The organism is Helicobacter ganmani, assembly GCF_003364315.1.
Classification (GTDB): Bacteria; Campylobacterota; Campylobacteria; order Campylobacterales; family Helicobacteraceae; genus Helicobacter_D; species Helicobacter_D ganmani.
This window is the reverse complement of the sequence record NZ_NXLS01000007.1, coordinates 17,382-39,127: the sequence shown is the minus strand read 5'-3', so window position 1 is coordinate 39,127 and position 21,746 is coordinate 17,382. Positions and strand designations below refer to the sequence as shown.

Genomic DNA, 21,746 nt, shown 5'->3' with positions numbered 1-21,746 from the left:
CCCAATTATTTGCTCTGCATTTCGCTATCAAATGCGATTCCTTTCTCTTGCAAAAACTCTAAAATTTTTTGTTCTATCATTGTTCTACCCTTATAAGTAATTTTGCGTTTAAGAATTTTTCTACCCATTCTTGCATTACAAGCAAGTCAATGTCGCAAATTTCAGCGATTTCTAGCAAGTCCTTTTTGCCATCGCAATACATTAAAATATTGCGCATATCTTTGATTTGATTAATGGAATCTTTGGTGCTAAGTGTCGGGTATAAGCCTCTTTTACCTAGTTGTGGTTCGCAAAGAATGGTGTTTTGGTAGATTCCATTGAGTTCTAAACTGCGCAAGATTCTCCATACATACTGCAAACTATCCGCAAAACTCTGCGCACTTACAAGACTTAAATCATCTAAGGAAGTGTGATATTCAGGATATGCACCAAACTTTGTGCGCATTAGGGTGCAAAAGGGCAAATCCACATTGGGCGCACAATATTGTCTCTCATCACTTCCTCTATCTAAATAGCTGTATTCCTTAAAGCCCTTATAATAATGTGTTAAAATGTGCTTTGCCGCCCTATCAGCTAGATTGTTGCCCTCCCTAGAGTGCAGCACAGAGTAATTCCTGCAATCCCCTATACAAGTTAGCACGAATCCTGCGATACAAAACTCTCTTAAATGCCCTAAATGACGGCTTAGATAATAAATGCTTCCGATGGTTTCAGGTAGAAACAAAATGCGGAGTGAGTAGGGATTTTCTCTTTGGCTCAAGAGTTTGCCAAGTGCGCAAGCAAGAGAGATTCCGCTTAGTTCGTTATTTACCATTTGTGGGTGGCAAATATAGGTGCTAAAGACGATTTCTTGTCTGCTTTTACCTTGAATGTAAAGTTCGGCATAGCTTAAGCTTCCATTCTCCAAACTACTATCAATATGGATTTGAAACTTCTGTGGCGAATCCTTGTATTTTTCTTTAAGGGCGCAAAAGTCCGAAAACTTAAGGCAAAATCCCCACCGCTCTTTATAATAGCTAGTGATATAGGGAATCGCATTGGGTTGGTTTTCTAAAACATACAAATGCGATTCCAATTCTCTAAAGGTAAGGGCGCATTTACAAGGAATAGAATACCCTATTAAATGCAAATTATTTTCCTTGAAGTCGCAGATTTTCTCACCACTTGGCGTTAAAATATATGCGTCTTTCACATTCCATTCCTTTGGAATTTCCCAATCAAATGCCTTTGTTCCGCTTGATACTTCATAGATTTTAAGATTTTCTAAAGATTCTTGCAAGATTTTCAAAGTCTCTCTGTTTCCATTACCGCTAAGAGAGCGCGGAATCTTAAACAACCTTTTGGTGAGATTTAGCATTTCCTCGCCATAGCTTAAGAAATCTATTTTGCCTTTATCGTGGGTTTGGTGGAGCTTGGTTTCTTTTGTGGGGTTTTGCGATTCTATGGTTTGGATTACCCATTGTTTGATAGCCCCTCTATCTACCTTGCCATTGGCATTCAATGGAAATTTATCTAATACAAGAATCTTGCTTGGTAGCATATAAAAAGGCAGTTTGGCGCGCAAGTTTTCTAAGATTTGTTTAGAATTTAGCGTGTGGTTTTCACAAACACCATAGAGTGTGCTTAAGTTGTCCTTTTCTAGCAGGATTGCGCGGGATTGCACTCCACTTGCTTCGCGCAATGCGTTGTCAATCTCTAAGAGTTCTACGCGGAATCCCTGAATCTTGACTTGTTCGTCTATGCGCCCGCAGAAACAATAGGCATTTAAAGCTGTATCAAATCTACCCAAATCTCCTGTTTTATACCAGCGTATACCATTTTCAACGATGAATTTTTCCTTTGTTTTGTTTGCATCCTTATAATATCCTAAGGCAATTTGGTCGCCTCCAAGCCAAATTTCACCCATTTCTCCTTGTGAAATTTCTTGACCAAGAGAGTCGCGCAAACTTACTGACAACCCCGCAAAAGGAAGACCTAAAGGCAAGATTTCACTTGTTGTTTGTGGGATTCCACATTTTGCGATTCCACCTTTGCCAATCCAGCGGTATCGCGTGAAGCTGATAGTCGCTTCTGTGGGACCATAGAGATTATCCAAAAGTGCATTGGGGGCGGCTTTAGCAAAATCTAGAGCAAGGGGAGTCGGCAGTGCTTCCCCGCAAAAAAGGGCAACTTTAAGGTTTGGAATAATGTTTTCTTTTAGGGCTTTGAATTTTTGCAAATAGGCTAGGAGTGAGGGCACAGCAAAAAGAATATGAATCCTTTTGGAAGTGAGGAAAGAAATCGGGTTTAGAAGGTTTTTGTGTGGAATCACAACTAATGTCGCACCACACAAAAGAGTGCAGAAAATATCGTGCATACTTAAGTCAAAAGTTATATCAAAAAATTGTGAGATTCTATCCTTTGGCGAGAAATGGTAGAGAGATTGGACTCTTTGGCAATAGTTTGCGAGATTGGCGCGTGAGACTAAAACGCCCTTTGGAATCCCTGTGCTACCACTTGTAAAAAGCAAATAGGCAGGGGAGGAATCCTGAATTTCAGATTCTTGGTAGTTTGTGTCTATTTCTTGTTGCAAGTTTGGAATCGCAACGAATTGGTGTTTTGGAAATTCTTTTTGCAGGGATTGCGTATCGCCAAAACTAAAAATCAGTAGATTGGACAAAGAATGGGCGATTTTTCTAAAAGATTCTAAGCAGTTTGGACAGAGTATCATTGGTGCATTATCTGTGCGTTCTATAATATTTTTCTGTCGTTCTTTGGGAAATTTAGGATTTAAGGGGATAAAAGTGATTGCCCCAAGCACACAAGCAAGAATACTGACATAAACTTCTAGCTCACGAGAGCCAAAGACAATTAAAGAGCTATATTTGCCCCCCCCCCCCATTTTATCAGCTTTTAAAAACGCAAGCAATCTTAGACTTTGATTTTTAAGTTCAGTGTAAGTTAGAGAGTGATTTTCTACTTCTATGGCAATATTGTCCGCGTAGGTATTTAGTGCATTTTGTAGATTCTTATTTAATTCCATATTAGCCCTTTAAGCTTCTTGTGAGGCGAGATATTCCTCATAGCTTCCGCGAAAATCTACTACTTCGTTATTTTCTTTAAATTCAATAATACGATTCGCATACGCATCAATTAGCTCTCTATCGTGGCTTATGCAAAGTACATTTCCGCTGTATTTATAGAGTGCCTCGCCTAGTGCGATAATCGCCTCCAAATCCAAATGGTTGGTGGGTTCGTCTAGCACGAGGAAGTTTCCACCCTCTAGCATTAGCTTGCTAAGCATTATGCGGTGCTTCTCTCCTCCACTAAGTGCGCCGACATTTTTTTCTTGTTCCTCTCCATTAAAGAGCATTCGCCCAAGTGCGTTACGAATCTCTCCCGCTTCCTTTTTTTTATCAAAACCTCTTAGCCATTCATAGAGTGTTTCCTCGCCCTTGATTTGCTCGGTAGTGTTTTGCGGAAAGTAGCCTCGCTCAATCGTTGCACCCCATTTGATGATTCCATTTTGGGGTTTAAGGTTTTCGCAAATTAGCTCACAAAAAGTTGTTTTTCCAATTCCATTGCGTCCGATGAGTGCAATTTTGTCTCCGGGCAGAATCGTAAGGCTAAGATTTTTTAAAATACACAAATCTCCATAACTAAAGGAGAGATTCTCAATATTTAAAGCTTCGTTTCCAATCGTGCGGTTGGGTTTAAAAACAATGCTTGGGTCGCGTCTGCTTGAAACTTCAAGGCTTTTAATGTCAAGTTTGTCTAGCTGCTTTTGTCTGCTTGTGGCTTGTTTTGCCTTAGAAGCATTTGCAGAAAAACGCGCAATAAAGGATTCTAGCTCCTCTTTTTCTTTTAGTTTTTTGTTGCGCTCCATTTCTTGTTGTTTAGCAATCAGTGTAGAGGCGATATACCAATCATCATAATTCCCACTAAATTCTCGCACGCTCTTGAAATCCAAATCCAAAATATGCGTGCAAACGCTGTTTAAGAAATGTCTATCGTGTGAGATAACAACAAGCGTTCCTTCGTGTCGTTTTAGTTGCTCCTCTAAGTAAGCAATCGCCCTTAAGTCAAGATTGTTTGTCGGCTCATCTAAAAATAAAATATCAGGCTTTGGAAACAAAACTTGCGCTAGGAGCACTTTAAATTTATCCCCGCCCGTGAGCGTTTTCATTAGCTCCTCGTGTTGTTTTGCTGGGAATCCCAAATCCTCCAAAATCTTTTCTATTTGCACATCGTATTCATAAGTAGGGTCTTCTTCCGCGCAAATCATCTCTAATTCACCCAAACGTTCATTAACAGAATCACTAAAATCCCCTGCATTGTAGAGTGATTCCTTTTCTTTAATAGCGTCATAAAGTCGCTTGTTGCCAAAAAGAACGCAATCCTTAATGCTAAAATCCTCAAAAGCAAATTGATTTTGTCCCAAAACACCAAGTCTTGCATTGGGGTCAAAAGCAATGTCGCCACTTGTGTGTTCAATCTCTCCGCTAAGGATTTTTAAAAAGGTAGATTTTCCTGCACCATTTGCGCCAATAAGTCCATATCTCTTACCCTTGTCCAACTTTAAATTCACATTTTCAAAGAGTTTTTTGGTTGCATATTGCATACCAAGTCCGGTAATTTGAACCATACGCTTACTTCCTACAAATAAAATTTTGAAATTTTAATTGAATCTTGCTTAAGGAATAGAATCTCTCTTTAAATTTCATTGTCAATGCGCTACCGCGTTATCGCAAGGTAGAACGTAGCAAGAGGAGAAGCAATCTAAAATCTTGCATTAAAGATAAATAAAAATGGAATCTTGAATAATGGCACACTTTTTGCTTAAGATTCTGCATATCTTAAATTTTAAAAAGAGTCAAAAATGAGAAAATTTTTAAGTCTCGCGCTTGCTAGTGCTTTGAGTTGCGGAATCGCATTTGGTGCGGATAACTACACACAGAGGGTAAAGAGAAAATTACGCGCAATGGTGTCAATATCTTTTTAGAACCAAATTCGCCCAACAAACAAAAATATTTAAGTGGTGAATTTGATAAGGCATTAGAGAAAATGAAAAAAGGCTATCAAGAAAATGCCAAAATTCAACCAAAAGCCTCCGCACCTTTGATTACACAAGTATTAATTCTTGATGTTTGTTCTGGAAAATATGGTGGCTGCGAATACATTAATGATAATCAAACTGAAACTGCATATGACCATGATGGAGTGCCATTCCAAGTTAATACAGGTGTTGTAGGTTATGGCGGACATAGCTATGATAGAGCAAAATTTGCAGGAAATGAGGCAATACAATTAGACTCCGAAGGAGTGGATTTAGATGGAGATAATATCGTAGATGGTTTTATTGATTATTGGGATATTTCAAAGCCTAAAAATACTAATGGAACTTTTGAATTTACAGCTACATCTATCAACAATGCAGCAGTATCTAAATCTACTTCTATTTACATTAAATAAGGATTCCTATGCAAGTTAATACAAATTCTTATGTGCGAGAAAATCCTCTTTTCCACCAAACAACACAAAACCAACAAGAGAGCGCAACTTCCTTTGAAGTGCTTTTGTCTATGCAAAACAATCAAAACCACGCAGAGAATAGAGAATCACAAAAGGCTAATGCTATTAATTTAAGTGAATTTGGTGTGAGTTGGGATAGTGATGAGGGGCGAATGGTACGCACAGCGCAGATTGTCTCTGCGATTCAACAATATGCAAAAGAGCATAACACAGACCCGCTTAAAGTGAATTGGCAGAGGGCAAATGTAAGTTGGAATCAAAATTTTGCAAATGCTTCTAGGACTGAACAAAAAGAAATGTTAGAAAATGTGCTAGGAGTTTTGGAATCTGAAACTGCTATTCAAAGAGGCTTATATATGGGAGAGACAGAAAGCCCAGCGCATTTTGAAAAGCGCAAAAGCGCAGCCATTGACATTTTAAGCGAGATTCTGCAAGGAATTAAGGCGTAAGATTCTATTGTTTCTTTTCTTTATGCAAGATTATAGATTGCTTCAGCCCTAAAGGGCTTCGCAATGACGCAATGTCAAGTCTTGCAAGGACACGCAAAGGCGCGTTAAATCCTCACTGCAATTCCGTGCGCCTTTAGATACTGCTTCAAATCCATAATGTGGATTTCTTGATAATGAAAAATAGACGCAGCAAGTGCGGCATCTGCGCCATTTAAAAAGGCTTGCAAAATGTGCTCTTTACTTCCTGCTCCACCGCTTGCGATAAGCGGAATCCCAACCGCGCTAGATATGGCGCGTAACTGCTCTAAATCATAACCTGCCTTTGTCCCATCGCAATCCATACTTGTAAGCAGAATCTCACCTGCTCCGCGCTCACAGGATTCCTTTGCCCATTGTTCCAAATCCACCCCCGTGTTGTTGCGTCCCCCGTGCGTATAGACTTCCCAACCTTTCCCATTTGTGCGCCTTTTGGCGTCAATGGCTACGACAATACATTGAGAACCAAACCGCTTTGCACCTTGCGTAATCAAATCAGGATTCTTAAGTGCCGAGGAGTTAAGGCTGACCTTATCGCAGCCCGCATTCAGCAAATCATAAATATGTTCCAAACTTGAAATCCCTCCCCCAACCGTTAGCGGGATAAAAACTTCTTTGGCAACATTGCGCACCATTGCAAGGGTTGTATTCCTTGCCTCAAGGGTGGCGGTAATATCCAAAAAGGTAATCTCATCTGCACCCTCGTCATTATAACGTCTAGCAACCTCTATCGGATTCCCTGCGTCTTGAAGCCCTACGAAATTTACACCCTTAACCACGCGTCCATTTTTAATATCCAAACACGGAATGATTCTCTTTGCCAATGTGTCTTTGCTCATTTTATTTCCTTTTATTTGTAAAATCTTAGCAAATTTTCTTTTAAGTCTAAGTTTTGGCTATAATTGCGGCTTGATTTAAACTTATTAAGGATTATTATGCAAAAGTCGCGCGTGTTTTCTGGGATTCAACCCACAGGCAATATCCATTTAGGAAATTATTTGGGCGCAGTGAAAAATTGGGTAGAAAATCAAGAAAAGTATGAAAATATTTTTTGTGTGGTAAATTCTCACGCAATTACGATTCCGCAAAATCCGAGTATTCTGCGCGAAAAAACCTATGATTTATGTGCAATGCTCCTTGCTTGTGGGATTAACCCTAAAAAGTCCATTTTGTTTATTCAGTCCAAAATCCAAGAACACACTTCTTTAGCGTGGCTATTAACTTGCATTACGCCAATGGGCGATTTAAGTAGAATGACGCAGTTCAAAGATAAGAGTGCGAAGAATCCTAAGCAGATTCTAGCTGGGCTTTTTAATTATCCTAATTTAATGAGTGCGGATATTTTGCTCTATCAAAGCAATCTCGTGCCTGTCGGAGAAGACCAAAAGCAGCATATTGAGTTAGCGCGTGATACCGCAATACGCTTTAATCGGGATTTTGGAGAAACTTTTGTTGTGCCTGAACCTTTGATTTTGAAAGAGGGCGCGCGCATTATGGGGTTAGACGACCCGACAAAGAAAATGAGTAAAAGCTCTAGTGATAAGCCAAACCATTCTATTGCTTTAATTGATACACCCGAAACGATAATAAAAAAATTCAAAAAGGCAACAACGGATAGTGAGGGGATTATCGCGTTTGATAAGAATCGCGCGGGTGTTTATAATCTACTCAATATTTATCAGTGCTTTACTAAACAAAAAGTAGAGGAGATTGAAGCAGAGTTTGCGGGGCAAGGTTATGGAAAGTTAAAGGAAAGGGTAGCAGAAGCCGTAATTGAGGGATTGCGCCCGATTCGGCAAGCCTATGAAAAACTAAGTAGCGAAAAGGATTATTTGCATAGAATCTTGCAAGAAGGAGAATCGCGCGCACGTGAGATTGCTGCTACAACCTATAAAGAAACTAAAGAAAAAATAGGGCTAATTTAGCTGTTGCGGAAATCTTTATATTCGGTTGGAATCAAGCAGTCTCGCACTTCTAGGATTTGTGAGTAGATTTTATAATCAAAACCGATTCTAAAAAGCGCGTTGATTGCTTCTAGCTGCTTTTTGCTTAGACTTATGGAATCCTTGTTAGCATAAAGGTTGAGGTAGGTTTCTAGATGTTTGGAATCTACGCGAATGAGATTCCGCTCTTGGAGCATTTTGGATAAAAGCGGCTTGTTTTCTAGTGCGACTTCAACCGCTTTTGTCAGCATTTCCTCGCAGAGTATAGCAATACTTAGTGGCAAGGAGCGGCGGATACACATTCCCCCAAGTGGTAAAGGCAAGTCTTGCTTGTTTAATTCGCGCCATATATCCCAAATCTCTCGCTCTGTTTCTAGCCTTTCATCAAAAGTTAAAATGGATTCGTGGATTAATACGCCCGCATCTACTTCACCGCTTAACACCGCATTTTCAATTTCAAGGAAATTTTTATAAACGATTCTTGCTTGCGGATAAGCAATTTTGAATAACATAGCATTCGTTGTGTGCGCACCACTTAAAGCAACTTTGAAGTTTTTTTTCAGATTCTTGCTCTTTAGCTTAATCAGTTTGGGTCCATAACCTTCTCCAAAGCTAACTCCCGTTCTTAGCAAGCATTGCTCCTGCGCCACAAGAGGATAAACTCCAAAGGAAATCGCAGAAATATCTAGCTCGCCCTTTAAGGCTTTAATATTCAGTGTTTCAATGTCTAGCGCACAGGATTGGAAATAAATTTTAGGATTGCTAACCCAACCAAAGGCAATCGCATAATACATAAACAAATCGTCTGCGTCGGGAGAATGTCCTAAGCTCAAAGTTCTCATTGTTGCTCACTTGCTAATTTTTGGGTGGATTGTATTTTAATTTCGCTTATAAGGGATTGAATCTTGTTGATGACAAGATTTGGTGTGAGATTCCGCATACAAGTGTGGTAATCTGTGGAATCTTTGGGAATAGGGCAAGTGCGTTGCATACAAGGCATACAAGGAAGTTTTTGGTGGAATGTTTCAAGGGAGAGAATATGCGAATTTTTGGCATTAAAGGGGCAGGTTTCCTTGATGTTTGTAGGTCCAAAAAGGGCGAGAGTTGGAATCTCCAATGCGCTTGCAATGTGCATAGGACCGCTGTCGTTGGTAAGCAAAAAGTTAAGTTTAAGAAAGTATGCCATGAGACTTTCAATTGTAGTTTTTCCGCTTAAATTGAGAATGTTTTGGAACGCAGATTCTGTGAAATGTGGAATCGCACGCAAATACTCTAGTATTTTGTCGTTAATCGCATTTTCGCTTTGCACACCAAAAAGAATGATTTTATAATCTTGGCTTAACAAAAACCAAATGACTTGCGCAAAATAGGATTCCTCCCATCTTTTTGCTACTCCAAAGGCTGCTCCTGCATTAATCCCTGCAATTTTGGAATCTTTAAAATGTTGCGGTAAAGTAATTTGTAGATTTGGCTTTTTAAGGTAGAGTTTGGGTGGAATCTCCAAAGATTCAAAGTTTTGATTTTGAGTTTGGAATCTTTGGGAGTGCAAAGCGGATTCTACAAGTCTTGCAAAACGTGAAGCTTCGTGAATGTCTGTGGGTTTTTTGGGGTGGAATGTGAGCAGAAAACTTCGCATTTCTTTTGCAAATCCCGCACGAAATTTTGCACCATTGAAGTAAAGCAAAAGGGCAGAGAGGAAGTTGTTTTGAAAGGTGAATCCCAAATCGCAAGGCGGAATGGATTTTGCAAGTCGGTAGAGGCTTGGGATTCTAAACTTTGCCTTTTTGCTTTTGTCTTCTAATATGCTTACGCGGGGATAATGCGCGAAAAGTGCAATGCTTGTAGCACTTCCGACTAAATAAAAATGCGCTTGAGGAAAGCGCAAAAATAGAATCTCTAGTGCAAAAGTTGCCATTACAGCGTCTCCTAGCCAATTTGGGATTCTAACTAAAATCTTATTCATAGTTTCTCCAAAATTTCTTGTGTAATTGCCTGAATGCTCTGGTCTGCATTAATCACATAGTGTGCGCAAGATTGGTAATGCTTTAGGCGCGTATTATAAAGTTCTAAAGCGGAATCGTCATTTTGAAACAAAGGGCGTTGATTTCTCTCTTCTGCATTGAAGCGGCTTAAAATTTTTTCAAATTCTAAATGCAAGAAAAAAACCTTTCCCATTGATTGAACATCGCAAAACAAAGGCATTCCTCCACCTGTGGAGATAATTGCGTTTTGGACATTGTGTGCAATGAATTGGCAAAATTTACATTCTAAATCTCTAAAATATTTTTCGCCATAGAGCGAAAAGATTTCTTTTATACTTAAGCCCTCATTGCTTTCAATAATGGAATCGCTATCCAAAACCAATGCGTGATTGATTTGGTGCAGGGCTTTGGCAATCGTGCTTTTGCCACTACCCATAAAGCCGATAAGGACGCAATTAGTAGAGTTCAATCTCGTAATTTCCAGATGAATTTTGGGTGATTTTGTATTTATACTGCCCATCAAGATTGAATGTAATGCGATAAAAATCCAAATGTGTGCTTAAAGAAATCTTTGGAATAGAGGGAATTTGTGAATCAAAAGTCTCTTGAAGCGAGGTTTTATTGGGTGCTTTGAAATCCAATACCAAACGTGTAGGCGAAGCAAGGGTGAAATCACGAAGCATACGAAGAGAAGTCTTGAATTGAATCTTTTGTTTTGTGATGTTAAAATCAAATAGATTACCCAAAGTAAAGTCTTGTTTCTCTAAAGTTTTGGGAGATTGTGGCCGCACTTCTTGGCTTAAAATCAAAGGAAAATGCCAATCAATATCTCCCTCAAGATTCTGCTCAATGCTTGTAATAGAGCCATTAAGATTCTGGTATTCTAAAGTAATTTTTTTGATTTTTCTAGCAGTAGAGGGTAAAATCAACTCTGTTTTAGTGAATAAATCAAGCTGTGGAGCGTTGGTAATTTGCCCACTCTCTTTTGGGGTAATCATAGGTGTAAAGGGGTCGCGTCCTCTTTTGGTTGCATTGGTTTCATTGTTGTTTTCTGTTAGAGAGGGAGCATTAGGCTCTGATATTTCTGTTTGCGCATTGTTTTTGGGTTGTGTTTGGGCGTCGCTAGGGGGTGTTGGATTTTTTTGCATATCAATGTTGAGAGTTGGAATCTCTGGCAAAGATTCTGCTTTCTCTTGCGCGAGTAATCCATTTGTAGAGATTATCATCACTACGCTACAAATTAATTTTAGGTGTTTCATTGTGGTTCAAGTCCTTTCAATTCAAAAAGTTCTTTTTGTAGATTTGCATTCTCGTGCATTAGTCGTTTGACTTCCTTGCGTATTTGAGATTCTTTGTCTTTAATATCCAAAAGCACACTTAAGGAATTTGTGCCAAAGAGTAAATTGCCAAAATAAACCCCCAATAAACAAATCAACAAAACAAGGCTTAAAAAGGGTAGGAGTTTGTAGAATCCACCCTTTTGAAATGTCGTAGATTCCATTATTTGTTAAAAAGTTTTTTACCCAAATAAACAGGAAATGTCAATTCATTTTCAATCGCTAACAAGCGATTATACTTCGCCATACGCTCACTTCTAGCGGTAGAGCCTGTTTTGATTTCACCGGTATTTAATGCCACAGCAAAATCCGCGATGAAGCTATCCTCACTTTCTCCGCTGCGGTGGCTCATAATGCAACGATAATGATTGCGTTGTGCTAGTCGGATTGTTTGCATTGTCTGACTGATTGTGCCGATTTGATTAGGCTTGATAAGCACGGCATTTGCGATATTCTTTACGATTCCTTCTTCTAAGATTTTAGCATTTGTTACAAACAAATCGTCTCCCACAAGTTGCACTTTGTCGCCAAGTTTTTGGGTGAGTTTGCTCCAACCCTCCCAATCGTCCTCGCTCAAGCCGTCTTCAATAGAAACAATAGGATATTTTGCGATTAATTTTTCATAATATTCAATCATCTCCTCGTTGCTTAAGTTTTTGCCCTCGCCTTTGAGGCAATAAATACCCTCATCATTAACAAATTCACTGCTTGCCACATCTAATGCAATTGCGATTTGCTCTCCCTCTTTATAACCCGCTTTTTTTACCGCTTCTAAGATGATTTGAATTGGCTCTTCGTTGGTTTTGAGGTTGGGAGCAAATCCTCCCTCATCGCCAATACTCGTAATATGTTTGGAATCCTTGAGCAGTTTTTTGAGATGTTGATAGATTTCAGCACTTGCGCGCAATGCGTCACTAAAGCATTCAAAGCCCACAGGCATAATCATATATTCTTGGAAATCTACCGTATTATCCGCGTGGCTTCCTCCGTTGATGATGTTTAGCATTGGCACAGGCAAAGTCAGTGCGTTTGCTCCACCCAAATAGCGATAAAGTGGAAGATTTAGGCTTTTTGCTGCTGCGCGCGCAACTGCCATAGAAACGCCGAGCGTTGCATTTGCTCCTAGATTGGAAAAGTTTTCTGTGCCATCAAGTTCTATCAAAAGATTGTCTATTGCGCTTTGGTCAAAAGGGCTTAAACCCGTGATAGAATCGCAAAGGGTTGTATTGACATTTTCACAAGCCTTTAAGACGCCCTTACCCAAAAATCGCTCGTCTTTATCGCGCAATTCCAAAGCTTCTCTCTTGCCTGTGCTTGCGCCACTTGGGACGATTGCACTTGCGGCTGTGCCATCACTTAAGAGAATGGTGGTTTTCACCGTTGGATTCCCCCGACTATCTAATACTTCTTGCGCATTCACTTCATCAATGTAAATCATTCTTTCTCCTTTTTTGGTTGGTCATTTGTTTTTTGGGATTGAGATTCTTGATTTTCTTGCAAAGATGCCTTATCCTCTTCACTTAGGGTAAAGCCTCCTGAACCCGCAATAGTGCAACAAGATTTATTTTGTGATTCTTGCGCTAGGGCAACATTTCCATATGCACTTAAAAGAATCGCAGTGTAACTTATTTTTAAAATTAATTGTCTCATTATTTTCCCTTAATCCATTCCGTTGGTATCATCACTAGACAAGTCATCAGAAATAGAAATAGAAGCTTTGATTTTTTCTCCAATTTCTTTTGCAATCTCTGGATTCTCTTTTAAAAAGGCTTTTGCATTTTCTTTGCCTTGCCCAAGTTTTTTATCTTGATAGCTCAACCACGCACCGCTTTTATCTACAATATCTAGTTTCACGCCATAGTCAATGAGTTCGCCCTCTTTGCTGATACCTTCGCCAAACATAATGTCAAACTCTGCTCCTCTAAAGGGCGGAGCGACTTTATTTTTGACAACTTTTGCCTTGACGCGATTCCCGATATTTTGTTCGCCTTGTTTCAAGGTTGCGATTCTGCGGACATCAATCCGCACGCTTGCATAGAATTTAAGTGCATTGCCTCCTGTCGTAGTCTCTGGGCTTCCATAGCCCATTACGCCAATTTTCATACGAATTTGATTGATAAAAATCACCGTGGTATTCATTTTGTGAATCACACCTGTTACTTTTCGTAGTGCTTGGCTCATTAAGCGCGCCTGCAAGCCTACGTGTTGGTCTCCCATATCGCCGTCAATCTCACTTTTTGGCGTGAGAGCCGCCACAGAGTCAATCACGATTAAATCTACGCCACCACTTCTTGTGAGTGTTTCTAGGATTTCTAAGGCTTGTTCGCCAAAGTCTGGTTGAGAAACGAGCAGATTTTCTACATCTACGCCTAGTCTCTTGGCGTAAGTAACATCTAGTGCGTGTTCTGCGTCAATAAACGCACAGATTCCACCCGCCTTTTGACATTCTGCAACGATTTGTAACGCCAAAGTCGTTTTTCCTGAACTCTCTGGTCCATAGACTTCAACAATGCGTCCCTTTGGGACTCCTCCAATGCCAAGTGCAATATCAAGCCCTAAAGAACCTGTGCTAATGGCGTCAATCTTTTCTACCGGTTTATCTCCAAGCCTGATTAATGCGCCCTTTCCAAAGGCTTTATCAATTTGCTTAATGGCAAGTTCAATCGCTTTTTGTTTGTTTTCGTCTAAAGCCATTTTTTCTCCTAAAAAATTAAAATTCTATTGTAGCCAAAAACACATAAAAATTTCAAAATAAAATATTTTCAGTGTGCAGCTTATACTATATGGTAAGGGACGCACCTTTGAAAACGAACTTCACCTCTATTTTTGAGTGCATTTGATTGTGATAAAATTGCCTTTATTCCTTAATTGCGAGCTATTGCACCTTTTTGCTCACAAAGGCTATAAAAGTATTTAGAATAGAGTAGGCAAATGGATAAGAATCCATATTTGTATCCAAGTTTTGACACAATCACAGAACTAAAAGAGGTGTTAGAGAGATGAAATACAAAGTTAAATTTACATAAACTTTTAAAAAGGTTTATAAAAAATTAGAGCAAAAAGATAAAAATTTGCTTCTTAAAGTCGTTGAAAGATTGGCAAATGATGAAAACTTAGAAGGAAATACAACGAGTGCGCACTTAAAGGTTTGGCGGAAAGAATAGAATCTAAAGTGATGAATTATAGATTTTTGAGAGAACGATAAGAACACCTTGCTATTATAGTTTTATGAATGGATTTGCAAGTGTGGGCGTGTTGGCAATTCACCCAAACTTGCTTGCCATTGCTTGCGCAATGCGCGATGAAAATTTTAAAAATTTTCTCACAAGGAAGGTTAGCACGCGTTAATGCTCTTGAGTTTTTAAAATAATTTCGCGCGTATCTCTTGCAATCATCAGCTCTTCGTTGGTTGGAATCACGCAAACCTTGACTTTAGAATCGGGAGTAGAAATAATGCCCTCTTTGCCCACGGTTTCAAGGTTGGCAGATTCGTCAAGATTGATTCCCAAAAAGTGTAAATGTGAAACGATTTTCCCGCGAATAAATTTCGCATTTTCTCCTACACCTGCGCAAAACGCAATCGCATCAACTCCTACAAGTGCCGCAGTGTAAGCACCGATATATTTTGCCACACGATAAGCAAAAACTTCCCTCGCAAAACGCGCTTTCAAGTTGCCCTCTTCATCGGCAGCAAGCAAATCTCTAAAATCACTAGAAAGCCCAGAGATTCCAAGCACACCAGATTTTTTGTTTAGGATATTGAGTACTTCTTTTGTGCTTAGATTTTCTTTTTGCGCAATATAATCAATAATTGCAGGGTCTAAATCTCCACTTCTTGTTCCCATAACCAAGCCTTCAAGTGGAGTTAAGCCCATACTTGTATCTATGCTTTGACCATTTTTGACAGCGCAAATGCTAGAACCATTACCCAAATGGCAAGTAATAATGCGAGAATTTTCAAGTGGAATCCCCAAAAATTCTGCTGTGCGTTTAGAAACATAGCTATGGCTTGTGCCGTGGAATCCGTAGCGGCGGATTTTGTATTTTTCGTAATACTCATAAGGTAAGCCATAAATATAAGCGTGTGGTGGCATACTTTGGTGGAATGCAGTGTCAAAGACGGCAACCATAGGAGTGTTCGGCATTAAATGCTTACAGGCTCGGATTCCTAATAAATGTGCAGGATTGTGTAGAGGGGCTAAATCGGAGCATTCCTCAATGTGTTGAATCACTTCGTCATTCACGAGTGCAGAATGGGTAAAATGCTCGCCTCCATGCACGATTCTGTGTCCTGTGGCTTTGATTTCGTTTAGGGATTTGATAATGCCGTCTTTTGAGTCTATTAAAGCTTCAAGCACGAGTTTAATAGCGACTTCGTGGTCTTGCATATCCACATTTCTTGTAATTTTATCTCCGCCTTTGGGTTTATAGCTGAATTGTCCATTTGCGATTCCGATTCTATCGCACAATCCAGAGGCTAAAACTTCCTCTGTGTTGGTATTGATAAGCTGATATTTGAGTGAAGAACTCCCACAATTAATAACTAAAACATCCATATTTACTCCTTGTTTTGTTGGGCTTGAAGAGCAGTAATTGCAATCACGCCGACTATATCTTCGCTGCTACAACCGCGTGAAAGGTCATTAACAGCACCGCCGATTCCTTGTGTAATAGGTCCATAAGCTTCCGCCTTTGCCAACCTTTGCACTAATTTATAGCCAATATTGCCCGCGTCCAAATCGGGGAAAACAAGCACATTGGCATTTCCTGCAATAGGGCTATCGGGAGCCTTGGATTGACCCACACTCGGAACGATTGCCGCATCAAGTTGAAGCTCCCCATCTAAAGCAATCTCTGGTGCTTCTACTTTGGCAATGCGCGTGGCTTCTATGACTTTATCTACATCGGAGTGTTTTGCACTTCCTTTTGTAGAATGTGAAAGCATAGCAACCAAAGCTTTTTTGCCTACGAGTGCTTCAAAACTCTTTGCGGAATCTATGGCAATAGAGGCGAGCTCTTGCGCATTAGGATTTTGCACCAAGCCGCTATCAGCAAAGATAAAGATTCCATTTTCACCATAATCACATTGAGGAACAATCATCAAGAAAAATGCAGAAACTAATTTAGAATCTTTCTTTGTCCCTAGAATTTGTAAGGAAGCGCGAAGTACATCTGCAGTGGAGTTAATCGCACCTGCAACCATACCATTTGCCTTTTTAGATTTTACAAGTGCGACACCAAAATAAAGGGGATTTTCAAGCAGGAGCGCGCGCGCGGATTTTTCGCTCAAACCCTTGTGCGCACGAAGCTTGACAAACAATTCCACATAAGATTCTAACATATCACAGCTTGTAGGATTGATAAATTCCGCTGTGTCTAGTTGCAGGTTATGTTCTTTTGCGCGTTGCTTGATTTCTGCTTCTTCCCCGATTAAGATAATCTTTGCGATTTTTTCTTGTAATGCGCTATGCGCGGCTTGTAATGTGCGCAAATCGTTTGTTTCTGGCAAAACAATCGTTTGAATATCTGCCCTTGCCTTTTCTTTGATTATTTGAATAAAATCCATGCGAACCCTTTGTAATTTTAAGATTTTATCTATTTTAAGATTTTTTATAATAAGGAGTGTATAAACTTAGTAAAAAAATGAAAAATTTTTTAGGAGTGTGTAAATTTTTCCCTTAATATCTTTTTTCCAAATTCTACACCGGGTTGATTGTATGTATCAATTTGTAGCAAAATTCCCACGCAAGAGGTCAGTAATTCATAATACAATACAAGTGCGCCCACGCTTTGTTCATTTAGAGAATCAATTAAGATGGAATCCACAGGAACATTTTGAGAAATAATGCTCTCTTTAGTGGAAATACATTGCAGTTTCAAAAGTTGATTAAAAGAAGTTTGATTGACAAAATCCGTAGATTCTAAGCCTTGTAGTCTGATATTTGGAATGTAAAGAGGTTTTTGCGAAAGATTTTTAACACTTAGGAAAGTTACGGTTTTATTCGCAGGTCCTTGCATAATGAGCTGCAAAAAAGAATGTTGGTCAATGCTTCCAATTAGCGCAATAGGTGTCAAACCGCGTCTTTGTTCATACATATCTAGTTTGCCTAAGGATTCCCCCCATAATTGCACATACCAAGCATTAAAATGACGAAAAACACTAGAATAAGAAAACAAGACATTAATAGGATAGTTACTTTCGTTTCTTGCTAAAAATAATGCCTTTTTTAACACATTGTCTTTACGTTCTTCAAAGAATCTATGGCTTACAATGCTTGCGCCTTTTAAAATTGCCGCAATATCATAGCCCAAAATCGCAAGAGGCAATAATCCCACTGCGCTTAATACAGAGAATCTCCCACCAATATTTGGTTTAATCGTTACGGATTCTATCTCTTCGCTTTTGCTCCATTTGAAAAGGGGGGAATTTTCATCTGTAATGGTAAGTAGGTGCTTTTTACGCTCTTTTTTGAGGAGGGAGAATCGCGCCAAAATGTATTTAAAAAGCGAAGTGGTTTCAATCGTAAGTCCAGATTTTGAAATCACAATAAAAAGTGTGTCTTCGTATTTGACGCGTTGCAAGTCTTTTCTGATAATAATCGGGTCGGTGTGTTCTAAAAACCGCAATTTAATTTTTTTGCGATGGCTTTGATGAGATAAAAGCGCGTCAATCGCCTTTGTGCCAAGCGAACTACCACCAATACCAATGATAATGACATTAGAAATAGAATCCAAAAAGGTTTTGTTGCGCTGAAGATAATCAAAAATCGCTTCATTTTTTGCAAAAGGCAAATCATAATATCCACTAAGCTGACTATTGCGCTCTACTAGAACTTTTTGAAAAAATAAATCCAGATTTTCTTTTGCAAAAAAGTTGGGATTTTTTTGCAAAAAACGCGCATAAGTGTTTGTGAGCGTGAGCATAAAACTACCTAAAGACTAGAGCCGACGAAACTTGCCATATCTACCAATCGCGTGGAATAACCCCATTCATTGTCATACCAAGCGACAACTTTGAGTTGATTCTCTCCCACAACCACCGTGCAATCTGGAACAAAAATGCTACTATAAGTGCTTCCGATAAAATCTCCTGAAACGCGTTTTTCATTATCTACTAAAATAAGATTTTTGAATGTTCCTTGTGCAGCATTTTCAAAGGCAGCATTGATAGATTCTTTGCTTACAGAAGTTTTTGTAACACAAGTCAAATCCACAAGGCTTACATCAGGAGTTGGCACGCGAACAGAAAAGCCGTTGAGTTTGCCTTTGAGCTCGGGCATCACAAGCCCTATCGCTTTGGCAGCACCCGTAGAAGTTGGAATCATATTTAAAGCTGCTGCGCGTGCGCGTCGCAAGTCTTTGTGCTTGGAATCTAAAAGGTTTTGGTCGTTTGTATAGCTATGAATTGTTGTCATCAAGCCATTGAGAATCATAAAATTATCGTGCAAAACCTTTACAATTGGTGCAAGCGCATTTGTAGTGCAACTTGCGTTTGAAATGACAGATTCTCCTTGATAGTTTGTGTGATTGACGCCATAAACAAAAGTTGGCGCGTCTGTGGCAGGAGCGGAAATCACGACGCGTTCAATACCTCCATAGAGGTGCGCACTTGCTTTGTTGAGGTCATTAAAAGCACCAGTGCATTCTATTACGAGTTTTGCACCAAACTTTCCAAAGTTTAATTCTTTAATGTCTCGTGTGCTGATGATTTGAATTTCTTTTTGTTTGCCAATTTGAATGCTGTTTTCACTCAATTTTTCTACTTTACTATTTTTTTGCACAGAATCATATCTTAGCAAATGAATGAGCGTATCAATTGGCATAGTCGTATTGAGTGCAACGAGCTCTAAATCTTCGCGTTCGCTCAAGATTTTGCATACACATAAACCGATTCTACCTGTTCCATTAACTGCAACTTTTAAAGCCATTGATTCTCCTTGAAAAAGCAATTCTAAAATTTTTTAATATTATTTAAAACTTCCTTATAGATTCTTAAAGGAGGAGATAAAGTTTAAGATTGTAATTTTGGATATTTTGCTTTATTTTTTGAGAATAAATTTATTTTTTTCTAACAAAAGTCTTGAAAATCGTAAATTTATGCTACAATAACGCGTTTTTAAACTTTTTATGGAGGTTTCCAAAATGAACAAATCAGAATTTGTTGACTTAGTAAAAGAAGTCGGAGAGTATGAGACAAAAAAAGAGGCTGAAAAAGCAATTAGCACTTTTACAGCGGCAGTAAGCAAAGCACTTGCTAAAAAAGAAAGCATTGAACTTGTAGGTTTTGGTAAATTTGAAACTGTGCTTCAAAAAGGAAAAGAGGGTGTTGTTCCTGGAACAAATAAAAAATACAAAACAAGCGATAAATTTGTTCCTAAATTTAAGGCTGGAAAAGGTCTTAAAGATGCAGTAGTTGCCAGCAAAAAAGGCAAAAAATAACTCTCTTTCGCCCAACACCTCTTTGTTGGGCAATTCTCCTGAACTACTTTGTTGTTGTCCCCGTAGCTCAGTAGGATAGAGCACACGATTCCTAATCGTGAGGTCATGCGTTCGAATCGCATCGAGGACACCACAAACCTTAGCTATTCTTATGAGATTCTACAATCTATAATAAAAACTTAAAAAATACAGAATTCCTTAACCTAATAGGACGCCAAAGCTGTTATTTTATAAGAATTGTGCTATTATTCTAGCCTTTTTATGCTTTCGGGTTAAAGCGCACAGACAAATGACTTCTTATTCTCTTTCTGAATATCCCCAAATGTCTGTTGATTTATTATTTAAGGAACCAAAATGTTTCAAGATTATAAGCAAAGATTCCTAGTCAAATTTTGGTCGCCTATGCCCGCGATTATCGCACTTGGCGTAATGGCTGCTTATTATTTTGGTTTGACTGGGACTTATTGGGCTGTTACAGGTGAATTTACGCGTTGGGGCGGACATATTATGAATCTTTTGGGTGTGGATACAAGCACTTGGGGTTATTTTAAGATTCTAGGTTTGCAAGGAACACCGCTAGATAGGGTAGATGGCGTGATGATTATTGGAATGTTTGCAGGGGCATTTGCCGCTGCCGCAATGGCAAATAATGTCAAGTTTCGTTTGCCTCAAAGCAATATTAGAATCGCTCAAGCCCTTATTGGTGGGATTATCGCAGGATTTGGTGCGAGGATTGGTATGGGTTGTAATTTGGCGAGTTTCTTTACGGGGATTCCACAATTTAGCTTGCACGCGTGGTTTTTTACGATTATGACGCTTGTTGGTGTGTGGCTAGGCACAAAGGTTGTTTTACTCCCACTTTTTCGCTCTCATACAAAGCTAGAGAAAGTCAGTGCGCAAAAAGACATTGGAAATAGCAAAGAAAATCAGAGTAGGGCAAAACTCCTTTTTGCACTTGGTGTTTTGGTATTAGTTGGAATTGGCGTTTGGGTAGCGTATCTAATGGCGTATGGCAATATTCCAGAGGGTAAAAAGATTCCGATTTTAGCGCTTGCAGTTGTATTTGGTGTGGGATTTGGCTTTATCATCTCGCGTGCGCAGATTTGCTTTACTTCTGCCTTTAGGGATTTATTTATCACAGGGCGTGGATATATGGCAAGAGCGGTGATTGTGGGAATGATGGTTTCAACTATTGGCGTTTTTAGTTACATTATGCTTGGACTTCCACCTAAAATTATGTGGGCTGCACCAAATGCAGTGATTGGCGGATTGCTCTTTGGCTTTGGTATTGTGATTGCAGGAGGGTGTGAATGTGGCTGGATGTATCGCGCGGTTGAGGGGCAGGTGCATTATTGGATTGTAGGTGTTGGTAATGTCATTGGTTCTACGCTTTTGGCAGCGACTTGGGATTATTATTCTGTGCCACTTGCGACAAGCTTCCCTAAAATCAATCTTTTAGAATCCTTTGGTAATTATGGTGGCTTGGTGGTAAGCTATGTGCTGCTTTTTGCATTCCTTGCCTTTGTGCTGTTTCTTGAGCGGCGATATTTTGCCAAAAATAAACGATTTGAACGCGCATAAAGGAGGAGAATATGCAACAAGAAATTATCCCAAATTTTAGATTAGACTTGCAAGGTGAGCCTTGCCCTTATCCTGCGGTAAGAACTCTGGAGGTTTTGCCCGAGCTTAAAAGTGGCGAGATTTTGGAAGTGCTAAGTGATTGCCCACAAAGCATTAATAATATCCCCATTGATGCGAAAAATCACGGCTATGAAGTGTTAGGAGTAGAGCAGCTAGGAGCCACGATAAGGTATCTTATTAAGAAGCCTTAGCGATTCTAGCTATTAAGTTTTTAGATTTTGAGGCTTTTGCCATTTGGCACAAGGGCGGTTATTCTAAGTATTGTTAGGAATCTCACGCCTCTGCCATTTTAGGTGCAGCGAGGAATCTAAAAGAGTAAAAAGCGGAATCACAAAAGGGATTCTTCACCCAAAGGCTCAGAATGACAAGCTACATTGTCCTATTTGCTAAGTTAGGTGAGTTGCTACA

The 21,746-nt window shown here is 39.4% G+C and carries 22 protein-coding genes and 1 tRNA gene; 8 read left to right on the top strand and 15 right to left on the bottom strand.

Annotated features, from left to right (window positions below; all coding sequences use genetic code 11):
• Window positions 1–76: 76 nt before the first annotated feature.
• Both CQA43_RS06980 and CQA43_RS06975 read right to left on the bottom strand, forming a co-directional pair.
• Complete coding sequence (locus tag CQA43_RS06980) at window positions 77–3,022, bottom strand: DUF4910 domain-containing protein (protein WP_115551894.1); 2,946 nt, start codon at window positions 3,020–3,022, stop codon at window positions 77–79.
• Window positions 3,023–3,031: 9 nt separating this feature from the next.
• Complete coding sequence (locus CQA43_RS06975; protein ID WP_115551893.1) at window positions 3,032–4,624, bottom strand: ABC-F family ATP-binding cassette domain-containing protein; 1,593 nt, start codon at window positions 4,622–4,624, stop codon at window positions 3,032–3,034.
• A 234-nt stretch (window positions 4,625–4,858) separates the two neighbouring features.
• Here CQA43_RS06975 and CQA43_RS09910 point away from each other — a divergent pair, with 234 nt between their 5' ends.
• The 3 genes from CQA43_RS09910 (at window position 4,859) to CQA43_RS06965 (ending at window position 5,960) form a co-directional block, all read left to right on the top strand.
• Entirely contained in the window at window positions 4,859–4,981 is a 123-nt protein-coding gene (locus CQA43_RS09910) for a hypothetical protein (RefSeq protein WP_281270113.1), read from the top strand.
• 62 nt (window positions 4,982–5,043) lie between these two features.
• Window positions 5,044–5,451 carry a DUF4879 domain-containing protein gene (locus CQA43_RS06970; protein ID WP_181881654.1) on the top strand — a complete coding sequence of 136 codons (408 nt, stop codon included), beginning with the start codon at window positions 5,044–5,046 and terminating at the stop codon, window positions 5,449–5,451.
• Window positions 5,452–5,459: 8 nt separating this feature from the next.
• Window positions 5,460–5,960 carry a hypothetical protein gene (locus CQA43_RS06965; RefSeq protein WP_115551891.1) on the top strand — a complete coding sequence of 167 codons (501 nt, stop codon included), beginning with the start codon at window positions 5,460–5,462 and terminating at the stop codon, window positions 5,958–5,960.
• Window positions 5,961–6,064: 104 nt separating this feature from the next.
• Here the strand turns inward: CQA43_RS06965 and hisF are convergent, their stop codons facing one another.
• Window positions 6,065–6,835, bottom strand: a complete 771-nt coding sequence (hisF, locus tag CQA43_RS06960; protein ID WP_115551890.1) for an imidazole glycerol phosphate synthase subunit HisF — start codon at window positions 6,833–6,835, stop codon at window positions 6,065–6,067.
• 96 nt (window positions 6,836–6,931) lie between these two features.
• Between hisF and trpS the strand changes: the two genes are divergently transcribed.
• Window positions 6,932–7,921, top strand: a complete 990-nt coding sequence (trpS, locus tag CQA43_RS06955; RefSeq protein ID WP_115551889.1) for a tryptophan--tRNA ligase — start codon at window positions 6,932–6,934, stop codon at window positions 7,919–7,921.
• Here the strand turns inward: trpS and CQA43_RS06950 are convergent.
• The 12 genes from CQA43_RS06950 to gap all read right to left on the bottom strand — a co-directional run bounded on the left by CQA43_RS06950 (window position 7,918) and on the right by gap (window position 19,186).
• A complete protein-coding gene (locus CQA43_RS06950) occupies window positions 7,918–8,781 on the bottom strand; it encodes a menaquinone biosynthesis family protein (protein ID WP_115551888.1) in 864 nt (287 codons plus the stop codon). The two genes, trpS and CQA43_RS06950, sit on opposite strands and share 4 nt — an antisense overlap.
• Entirely contained in the window at window positions 8,778–9,902 is a 1,125-nt protein-coding gene (waaF, locus tag CQA43_RS06945; RefSeq protein WP_115551887.1) for a lipopolysaccharide heptosyltransferase II, read from the bottom strand. Before waaF ends, CQA43_RS06950 begins: the two co-directional genes overlap by 4 nt.
• The gene (locus CQA43_RS06940; protein ID WP_115551886.1) at window positions 9,899–10,390 is read right to left on the bottom strand and encodes a shikimate kinase; all 492 of its coding nucleotides are present in this window, start codon (window positions 10,388–10,390) and stop codon (window positions 9,899–9,901) included. Before CQA43_RS06940 ends, waaF begins: the two co-directional genes overlap by 4 nt.
• The gene (locus CQA43_RS06935) at window positions 10,377–11,180 is read right to left on the bottom strand and encodes an AMIN domain-containing protein (RefSeq protein WP_245944260.1); all 804 of its coding nucleotides are present in this window, start codon (window positions 11,178–11,180) and stop codon (window positions 10,377–10,379) included. The genes CQA43_RS06940 and CQA43_RS06935 overlap by 14 nt, the downstream gene beginning before the upstream one ends.
• The gene (locus tag CQA43_RS06930; RefSeq protein ID WP_115551885.1) at window positions 11,177–11,422 is read right to left on the bottom strand and encodes a hypothetical protein; all 246 of its coding nucleotides are present in this window, start codon (window positions 11,420–11,422) and stop codon (window positions 11,177–11,179) included. Before CQA43_RS06930 ends, CQA43_RS06935 begins: the two co-directional genes overlap by 4 nt.
• Entirely contained in the window at window positions 11,422–12,696 is a 1,275-nt protein-coding gene (gene eno, locus CQA43_RS06925; protein ID WP_115551884.1) for a phosphopyruvate hydratase, read from the bottom strand. The genes CQA43_RS06930 and eno overlap by 1 nt, the downstream gene beginning before the upstream one ends.
• On the bottom strand, window positions 12,693–12,908 hold the full coding sequence (locus tag CQA43_RS06920; RefSeq protein ID WP_115551883.1) for a hypothetical protein: 216 nt from the start codon (window positions 12,906–12,908) through the stop codon (window positions 12,693–12,695). Before CQA43_RS06920 ends, eno begins: the two co-directional genes overlap by 4 nt.
• 9 nt (window positions 12,909–12,917) lie before the next feature.
• On the bottom strand, window positions 12,918–13,952 hold the full coding sequence (gene recA / locus CQA43_RS06915; protein WP_115551882.1) for a recombinase RecA: 1,035 nt from the start codon (window positions 13,950–13,952) through the stop codon (window positions 12,918–12,920).
• Between the two features lie 650 nt (window positions 13,953–14,602).
• Window positions 14,603–15,814 carry an acetate kinase gene (locus CQA43_RS06910; RefSeq protein ID WP_115551881.1) on the bottom strand — a complete coding sequence of 404 codons (1,212 nt, stop codon included), beginning with the start codon at window positions 15,812–15,814 and terminating at the stop codon, window positions 14,603–14,605.
• A 2-nt stretch (window positions 15,815–15,816) separates the two neighbouring features.
• On the bottom strand, window positions 15,817–16,824 hold the full coding sequence (gene pta, locus CQA43_RS06905; RefSeq protein WP_115551880.1) for a phosphate acetyltransferase: 1,008 nt from the start codon (window positions 16,822–16,824) through the stop codon (window positions 15,817–15,819).
• Window positions 16,825–16,913: 89 nt separating this feature from the next.
• The gene (locus tag CQA43_RS06900) at window positions 16,914–18,182 is read right to left on the bottom strand and encodes a glucose-6-phosphate isomerase (protein ID WP_115551879.1); all 1,269 of its coding nucleotides are present in this window, start codon (window positions 18,180–18,182) and stop codon (window positions 16,914–16,916) included.
• 8 nt (window positions 18,183–18,190) lie between these two features.
• Window positions 18,191–19,186: a type I glyceraldehyde-3-phosphate dehydrogenase gene (gap, locus tag CQA43_RS06895; protein ID WP_115551878.1), complete on the bottom strand. Its 996-nt coding sequence runs from the start codon at window positions 19,184–19,186 to the stop codon at window positions 18,191–18,193.
• Between the two features lie 214 nt (window positions 19,187–19,400).
• Here gap and CQA43_RS06890 point away from each other — a divergent pair, with 214 nt between their 5' ends.
• The 4 genes from CQA43_RS06890 to yedF all read left to right on the top strand — a co-directional run bounded on the left by CQA43_RS06890 (window position 19,401) and on the right by yedF (window position 21,529).
• Window positions 19,401–19,697 (top strand): HU family DNA-binding protein, encoded by a 297-nt coding sequence (locus CQA43_RS06890; protein WP_115551877.1) that lies wholly within the window; start codon window positions 19,401–19,403, stop codon window positions 19,695–19,697.
• Window positions 19,698–19,753: 56 nt separating this feature from the next.
• A tRNA-Arg gene (locus CQA43_RS06885) sits at window positions 19,754–19,830 on the top strand.
• A 221-nt stretch (window positions 19,831–20,051) separates the two neighbouring features.
• Window positions 20,052–21,278 carry a selenium metabolism membrane protein YedE/FdhT gene (yedE, locus tag CQA43_RS06880; RefSeq protein WP_115551876.1) on the top strand — a complete coding sequence of 409 codons (1,227 nt, stop codon included), beginning with the start codon at window positions 20,052–20,054 and terminating at the stop codon, window positions 21,276–21,278.
• A gap of 11 nt (window positions 21,279–21,289) precedes the next feature.
• On the top strand, window positions 21,290–21,529 hold the full coding sequence (gene yedF / locus CQA43_RS06875) for a sulfurtransferase-like selenium metabolism protein YedF (protein ID WP_011116139.1): 240 nt from the start codon (window positions 21,290–21,292) through the stop codon (window positions 21,527–21,529).
• Window positions 21,530–21,746 lie beyond the last annotated feature (217 nt).

What these genes read in the sequence shown, in the direction of transcription:
- CQA43_RS06920 (WP_115551883.1), bottom strand. Translation starts at nt 12,908, where the DNA reads ATGAGACAATTAATTTTAAAAATAAGTTACACTGCGATTCTTTTAAGT.
- CQA43_RS06910 (WP_115551881.1), bottom strand. Translation starts at nt 15,814, where the DNA reads ATGGATGTTTTAGTTATTAATTGTGGGAGTTCTTCACTCAAATATCAG.
- CQA43_RS06965 (WP_115551891.1), top strand. Translation starts at nt 5,460, where the DNA reads ATGCAAGTTAATACAAATTCTTATGTGCGAGAAAATCCTCTTTTCCAC.
- gap (WP_115551878.1), bottom strand. Translation starts at nt 19,186, where the DNA reads ATGGCTTTAAAAGTTGCAGTTAATGGAACAGGTAGAATCGGTTTATGT.
- CQA43_RS06900 (WP_115551879.1), bottom strand. Translation starts at nt 18,182, where the DNA reads ATGCTCACGCTCACAAACACTTATGCGCGTTTTTTGCAAAAAAATCCC.
- CQA43_RS09910 (WP_281270113.1), top strand. Translation starts at nt 4,859, where the DNA reads ATGAGAAAATTTTTAAGTCTCGCGCTTGCTAGTGCTTTGAGTTGCGGA.
- CQA43_RS06935 (WP_245944260.1), bottom strand. Translation starts at nt 11,180, where the DNA reads ATGAAACACCTAAAATTAATTTGTAGCGTAGTGATGATAATCTCTACA.
- CQA43_RS06980 (WP_115551894.1), bottom strand. Translation starts at nt 3,022, where the DNA reads ATGGAATTAAATAAGAATCTACAAAATGCACTAAATACCTACGCGGAC.
- CQA43_RS06950 (WP_115551888.1), bottom strand. Translation starts at nt 8,781, where the DNA reads ATGAGAACTTTGAGCTTAGGACATTCTCCCGACGCAGACGATTTGTTT.
- CQA43_RS06930 (WP_115551885.1), bottom strand. Translation starts at nt 11,422, where the DNA reads ATGGAATCTACGACATTTCAAAAGGGTGGATTCTACAAACTCCTACCC.
- CQA43_RS06890 (WP_115551877.1), top strand. Translation starts at nt 19,401, where the DNA reads ATGAACAAATCAGAATTTGTTGACTTAGTAAAAGAAGTCGGAGAGTAT.
- CQA43_RS06975 (WP_115551893.1), bottom strand. Translation starts at nt 4,624, where the DNA reads ATGGTTCAAATTACCGGACTTGGTATGCAATATGCAACCAAAAAACTC.
- waaF (WP_115551887.1), bottom strand. Translation starts at nt 9,902, where the DNA reads ATGAATAAGATTTTAGTTAGAATCCCAAATTGGCTAGGAGACGCTGTA.
- pta (WP_115551880.1), bottom strand. Translation starts at nt 16,824, where the DNA reads ATGGATTTTATTCAAATAATCAAAGAAAAGGCAAGGGCAGATATTCAA.
- recA (WP_115551882.1), bottom strand. Translation starts at nt 13,952, where the DNA reads ATGGCTTTAGACGAAAACAAACAAAAAGCGATTGAACTTGCCATTAAG.
- eno (WP_115551884.1), bottom strand. Translation starts at nt 12,696, where the DNA reads ATGATTTACATTGATGAAGTGAATGCGCAAGAAGTATTAGATAGTCGG.
- yedE (WP_115551876.1), top strand. Translation starts at nt 20,052, where the DNA reads ATGTTTCAAGATTATAAGCAAAGATTCCTAGTCAAATTTTGGTCGCCT.
- trpS (WP_115551889.1), top strand. Translation starts at nt 6,932, where the DNA reads ATGCAAAAGTCGCGCGTGTTTTCTGGGATTCAACCCACAGGCAATATC.
- CQA43_RS06970 (WP_181881654.1), top strand. Translation starts at nt 5,044, where the DNA reads ATGAAAAAAGGCTATCAAGAAAATGCCAAAATTCAACCAAAAGCCTCC.
- hisF (WP_115551890.1), bottom strand. Translation starts at nt 6,835, where the DNA reads ATGAGCAAAGACACATTGGCAAAGAGAATCATTCCGTGTTTGGATATT.
- yedF (WP_011116139.1), top strand. Translation starts at nt 21,290, where the DNA reads ATGCAACAAGAAATTATCCCAAATTTTAGATTAGACTTGCAAGGTGAG.